The sequence below is a fragment of the Kineococcus indalonis genome, from assembly GCF_009906395.1.
GTDB lineage: Bacteria > Actinomycetota > Actinomycetes > Actinomycetales > Kineococcaceae > Kineococcus > Kineococcus indalonis.
This window is the reverse complement of the sequence record NZ_JAAALM010000236.1, coordinates 1-5,975: the sequence shown is the minus strand read 5'-3', so window position 1 is coordinate 5,975 and position 5,975 is coordinate 1. Positions and strand designations below refer to the sequence as shown.

Annotated in this window: 3 protein-coding genes; 2 read left to right on the top strand and 1 reads right to left on the bottom strand. The window is 76.9% G+C overall.

The window, feature by feature from the left end; translation table 11 throughout:
* The first annotated feature begins 12 nt into the window (after nt 1-12).
* A complete protein-coding gene (locus GTR00_RS12360; RefSeq protein WP_166611921.1) occupies nt 13-2,868 on the top strand; it encodes an FAD-binding and (Fe-S)-binding domain-containing protein in 2,856 nt (951 codons plus the stop codon).
* An 86-nt stretch (nt 2,869-2,954) separates the two neighbouring features.
* Here GTR00_RS12360 and GTR00_RS12355 read toward each other — a convergent pair whose 3' ends face one another.
* Entirely contained in the window at nt 2,955-4,997 is a 2,043-nt protein-coding gene (locus GTR00_RS12355) for a glycoside hydrolase family 3 protein (RefSeq protein ID WP_205705666.1), read from the bottom strand.
* A 376-nt stretch (nt 4,998-5,373) separates the two neighbouring features.
* Between GTR00_RS12355 and GTR00_RS12350 the strand changes: the two genes are divergently transcribed.
* A partial coding sequence (locus tag GTR00_RS12350; protein ID WP_205705665.1) for an ROK family protein occupies nt 5,374-5,975 on the top strand: 602 nt, incomplete at its 3' end.

Genomic DNA, 5,975 nt, shown 5'->3' with positions numbered 1-5,975 from the left:
GCCCAGCACCTCGTGGAGCGCCTGCGCACCGCGCTCGGCGTGGACGCCGCCCCCGGCGTCGTGGACGCCTCCACCCGCCGGCGCGCCGAGTACACCACCGACGCCTCCAACTACCGCGTCGTGCCGCAGGTCGTCGTCTTCCCCCGCACCGTCGAGGACGTCGAGGCCGTCCTCGCCGTGTGCCGCGAGCTGGGCGTGCCCCTCACCAGCCGCGGCGCGGGCACCTCGGTGGCCGGCAACGCCGTCGGCACCGGCGTCGTCCTGGACTTCTCCCGCCACCTCAACCGGGTCCTGGAGGTCGACCCCGAGGGCATGAGCGCCCTCATCGAGCCGGGCGTGGTCCTGGACGACCTGCAGCGCGCGGCCGCCCCGCACGGGCTGCGCTTCGGCCCGGACCCCTCCACCCACGCCCGCTGCACCGTCGGCGGCATGATCGGCAACGACGCGTGCGGCTCGCACGCCCTGGCCTACGGGCGCACCAGCCACAACGTGCTCGCGCTGGAGGTCCTCGACGGGCAGGGCCGGCGGTACTGGACCGACGCCCCGCCCGCGGAGCTGCTCACCGAGCTGGGCGACGTCGCCTCCCGGCACCTGGCGCTGATCCGCACCACGTTCGGCACCTTCGGCCGGCAGGTCTCCGGGTACGCGCTGGAGCACCTGCTGCCCGAGACCGGCGGGCCCACCGGCACCGCCCTGGCCCGCCTGCTCACCGGCTCCGAGGGCACCCTGGCCACCATCCTGCGCGCGCGCGTGCGGCTGGTGCGCCAGTCGCCGTCCACGACGTTCGTCGTCCTGGGCTACCGCTCCATGCACGAGGCCGCCGACGCCACCCCCGCGCTGCTGGAGCACCGCCCGCTGGCGGTGGAGGGCATCGACCGCCGCCTGGCCGACGCCGTCGTGCGCCGCGGCGGGTCCGTCGAGGGGCTGCCCACCGGCGACGGCTGGCTGTTCGTGGAGATGGGCGGGGAGAGCCCCGAGGAGTCCCTGGCCGCCGCGCGCGCGATGGTCGCCGACTCCGCCGCGCTGGACTCCGTGGTCATCCCCACCGCCGCCGACGCGCGCAAGCTGTGGCGCATCCGCGAGGACGGCGCCGGCCTGGCCGGGCGCTCCCCGGAGGGCCAGCCCGCCTGGCCGGGCTGGGAGGACGCCGCCGTGCCGCCGCAGCGGCTGGGCCGCTACCTGCGCGAGTTCGACGCGCTGATGGCCTCGCACGGCGTGGACGGCCTGGCGTACGGGCACTTCGGCGACGGCTGCATCCACGTGCGCATCGACTTCCCCCTCTACGAGGACGGCGGCGCGCAGCGCACGCGCGAGTTCCTCGAGGACGCCGCGCGCCTGGTCGCGCAGCACGGCGGTTCGCTGTCCGGCGAGCACGGTGACGGCCGCGCCCGCGGCGCCCTGCTGCCGCTGATGTACGACGCCGAGGCGATCGCCGCGTTCGAGGAGGTCAAGCGCGCCTTCGACCCCGCCGACCTGCTCAACCCCGGCGTGCTGGTGCGCCCGGCCCCCCTGGACGCGGACCTGCGCGTGCCCGCCGCCCGCCCCGCGCACGCCCTGGGGATGCCGCTGAAGTTCGCCTACTCCCACGACGGCGGCGACCTGACCCGCGCGGTGCACCGCTGCGTGGGCGTGGGCAAGTGCCGCGCCGACTCCGGCGGGGTGATGTGCCCCAGCTACCTGGCCACCGGCGACGAGAAGGACTCCACCCGCGGGCGCGCGCGCCTGCTGCAGGAGATGGCCAACGGCACCCTGGTCACCGACGGCTGGCGCTCGAAGGAGGTCCTGGACGTCCTGGACCTGTGCCTGTCCTGCAAGGGGTGCAGCGCCGACTGCCCGGCGGGCGTGGACATGCCGACCTACAAGGCGGAGTTCCTCGACAAGCACTTCGCCGGGCGGCTGCGGCCGATGAACCACTACCTGCTGGGGTGGCTGCCGCGCTGGTCGCGCCTGGCCACCCTGCACCGCCTCGAGGCGAGGCTGGTCAACGCCCTCACCGGCGTGCCCGCGCTGGCCCGCCTGGCGCGGGCCGTCGGCGGCATCGCCCAGGAGCGCCCGCTGCCGAAGTTCGCCGAGCAGACGTTCCGCGCCTGGTTCCGCCGGCGCGGGCGCACCGGCGCGGCGCGCACCGGCGGGCAGCCGGTGGTGCTGTGGGTGGACTCCTTCACCGAGCACTTCTCGCCCGAGGTCGGCCGGGCCGCGGTGGAGCTGCTGGAGCACCTCGGCTTCGAGGTCTCGATCACCACCGAGAAGGTGTGCTGCGGGCTGACGTGGGTGTCCACCGGTCAGCTCGACGGCGCCAAGAAGCAGCTGCGCGCCTCCCTGGACGCCCTGAGCGCCCCCGGCCTGCCCGCCGGCGCGCCGGTCGTCGGGCTGGAGCCGTCCTGCACCGCGCTGCTGCGCGAGGACGCCGCGGAGCTGCTGCCCGACGACCCGCGCGCGCACGCGCTCAAGGCGCGCGTGAAGACCCTCGCCGAGCTCATCGCCGAGCAGCGCCCGGACTGGGTGCCCCCGCGCCTGGACCCCGACGGCGACGTGCGCGCGGTCGTGCAGCCGCACTGCCACCAGCACGCGGTGATGGGTTTCGCCCCCGACGCCGCCCTGCTGGCCAAGGCGGGCGTGGACGCGCAGGTGCTCTCCGGCTGCTGCGGCCTGGCGGGGAACTTCGGTGCCGAGGCCGGGCACTACGACGTGTCGGTGAAGGTCGCCGAGCACGCGCTGCTGCCGGCGCTGCGCGGCATCGAGCAGGACCCGGGCGCGGTGGTCGTGGCCGACGGGTACTCCTGCCGCACCCAGTCCGACAACCTCGCCGGGGTGCGGCCCAAGCACCTGGCGGAGCTGCTCGTGGAGGCGCTGCACCGGCAGGGCTGACGCGCACCGGCCCGCCCCGGTGGCGGGGCGGGCCGGTGCGCCGCCGTCGGTTCCCCGACGTCAGCGCCGCCGTCGGTTCCCCGACGTCAGCGCCGCCAGCGGGTGCTCAGGCCGTGGCCGTAGGGGAAGAGCGGGTCGTAGCCCGCGTCGCCCACGTTCACGGGTTCCTGCGCCGCGGTGCGCGGCCAGCTCACCGGCAGCCTGCCGGTGAAGGGGGCGCGGCCGAAGAGCACGTCGGCGACCCCGGCGCCCTCGGTGCCCGGAAGCCAGGAGGCCACCACCGCGTCGGCGTCGTCGAGCAGGTCGGTGACGACCTGCGGGCGGCCGGAGACGACGAGCAGCACGCAGGTCGCGACCCGGCTGCACACGCGCTCGACGGTGGCGCGGTCCTGCGGCTGCAGCTCCAGCGACTTCTCCTCGCGCGGCTGCCCGGCGTCGGCGGGGTCGAAGGCCCACCGCGGCCCGCCGACGTCGCCGAAGCCCTCGGTGTACGGCGTCTCGCCCACCGCGACGACCGCCACGTCGGCGTCCCCCACCGGTGCGGTGCCGTCGGCGCTGTAGGTGACGTCCGCGCCGGGGGCGACCTCGCGGATCCCCTCCAGGATGCTCGTGCCCGGCTGCTGCGGCACCCCGGCCGCGTTGCGCTCGGGGAACCCCTGCCAGGTGAGCGTCCAGCCGCCGGACTGCAGACCGACGTCGTCGGCGCTGCGCCCGGCGACGTACACGTCCGCGTCCGGGCGCAGCGGCAGGGCCCGCCCGGAGTTCTGCAGCAGCACCTGCGAGCGGGCCACGGCGCGGCGTGCCACGGCGCGGTGCTCGGCGGAGCCGACCTCGCCGAGGTGGCGGCGGTCGGCGAAGGGCCGCTCGAAGAGCCCGAGCTGGAACTTCTTCGCCAGGATGCGGCTCACCGCGTCGTCGATCCGCGCCTGCGGGACCCGGCCGGCGCGCACCTCGGCGAGCAGCGTCTCGACGAACGCGGCCGAGGTGTTCGGCTCCATGAACACGTCCACGCCGGCGTTCACGCTGGCGCGCACCTGGTCGGCGTACTCGCCGGGGAGCTGGTGGATCGCCTCCCAGTCGCTGACGACGAAACCGTCCAGGCCCATGCGGCCCTTGAGCACGTCGGTGAGCAGCTCGCGGTGCGCGTGCATCTTCACCGGGTCGCCGACCCCGTCGTCGGTGAAGTCGACGCTGGAGAACGACGGCATGGCGCTGCCGGCGCGCGCGTGGCGGATCGCGGGCCGGTACGGTGCCAGGTGGGTGCGCTCGAACTCGCGCCGGCTCGCGACCGTCACGCCCTGGTCGATCGGGTAGTCACCGCTGCCGGTGCCGTACTCGGTGCCGCCGTCGCCGGCGAAGTGCTTGACGGTGGCGAGCACGCGCTCGGGGCGGCCCAGCTCGCGCTGCCCGCGGCCCTGCAGCCCGGCCACGGCCGCCGTGCCCAGCCGGGAGACCAGTTCCGGGTCCTCCCCGAAGCTCTCGTAGCTGCGGCCCCAGCGCGCGTCGCGCGTCACGCACAGGCACGGCGCGAAGTTCCACGGGATGCCGGTGGCGCGCACCTCCTCGGCCGTCACCGCGTTCACCTGCTCCACCAGGCGCGCGTCGCGGGTGGCCCCCAGGCCGATGTTGTGCGGGAAGACCGTGGCGCCGAACACGTTGCCGTGCCCGTGCACGGCGTCCACGCCGTAGACCAGCGGGATGCCCAGGCGGGTGCTCAGGGCCTGGCGCTGCAGGGCGTCCACGGTGTCGGCCCACGCCCGCGGCGTGTTCGGCGTCGGGGCCGAGCCGCCGCCGGAGAGCACCGAGCCGAGCCCGAGGCGGGCCACCAGCGCGGGGTCGGCGGTGACCGCGGCGCGCTCGGCCTGGGTCATCTGCCCGACCTTCTCCTCCAGCGTCATGCGGGCGAGCAGGTCGCGCACGCGCGCCTGCACGGGCAGCCGCGCGTCGCGGTAGGGCGCGGTGCCGGGGCGCTGCTCGCCGGGCTCCCCGGTGCGCGCCGGCGGGCCGGCGGCGGCCGCCCCGGTGGTCAGGGTGAGCGGGGCCAGCGGGAGGAGCAGCGCCAGCGCCGCGAGCGCGGCGGGGCCGCGGCGGCGTCGTCCCGGGCTGCGGGGAGGGGTGGCGAGGGTCACGAGGACCTCCTGCGGAGCACACCACGGCCGCGCCGTCGCGGACCGTGCCAAGGTGTGACGCCCTGTGATCCTGGCTCGTGGGGCACCGCGCGTCAACGCCCGGTGCCCGCCGCTCAGCGGACGCGCCCCGCCCTCGCCCGCCACAGCGCGACGGTCAGGGCGGCGGCCACGGTGAGCAGCGCCGCGGCGGCGCTCGTCCGGCGGCCGGGCGGGGAGGGGGCGGCAGCGGTCACCCCCGGACCGTAGACCCGGCGCACCCGGCGCACCGGCGCCCGCGGGCCGAGCGCGCGGGCGGTCGCGGTGCCCGTGGCACGCTGACGCGGTGGTACCGCCTCCCCGTCCCGCCGCGGTGCGCCGCGGGTCGAACCTGCCCCGCGTGGGCGACTACAACAAGGTCGTCGTCCTGGACGCCGTGCGCCGGCACGCCGAGGGCCTCAGCCGGGTGGAGCTGGCCGCCCTGACGGGGTTGTCCGCGCAGACGGTCTCCAACATCTGCCGGCACCTGCTGGAGCAGGGGCTCGTCGTCGAGGCCGGCAAGCAGGCCGGCGGCCCGGGCAAGCCGCGCACGATGCTGCAGCTGGCCCCCTCCGGGCGCTACGCCGTCGGCGTGCACCTGGACCCGGTGGTGGCCACCACCGTCGTGCTGGACCTGCGCGGCGGCGTGGTGGCCCGCTCCGACGTCCCGCTGGCGCCGGAGGAACCCGCGCAGCGGACCCTGGCGCGCGTGGCGGCGCAGGTGGCGGACACCGTCGCGGCCTCCGGGGTGCCGGCCGAACGCCTCACCGGCCTGGGCGTGGCGGTGCCCGGGCCGGTGGACGGGCCCGCCGGCGACGTCGTGGGCGCGCCGAACCTGCCCGGCTGGACGCGGGTGCCGGTGCGGCGGGTGCTGGCGGAGGCCACCGGGCTGCCGGTGCTGCTCGACAAGGACGTGGTGGCCGCGGCCGTGGCGGAGATGTGGGCGGGCGGGGCCACCACGTC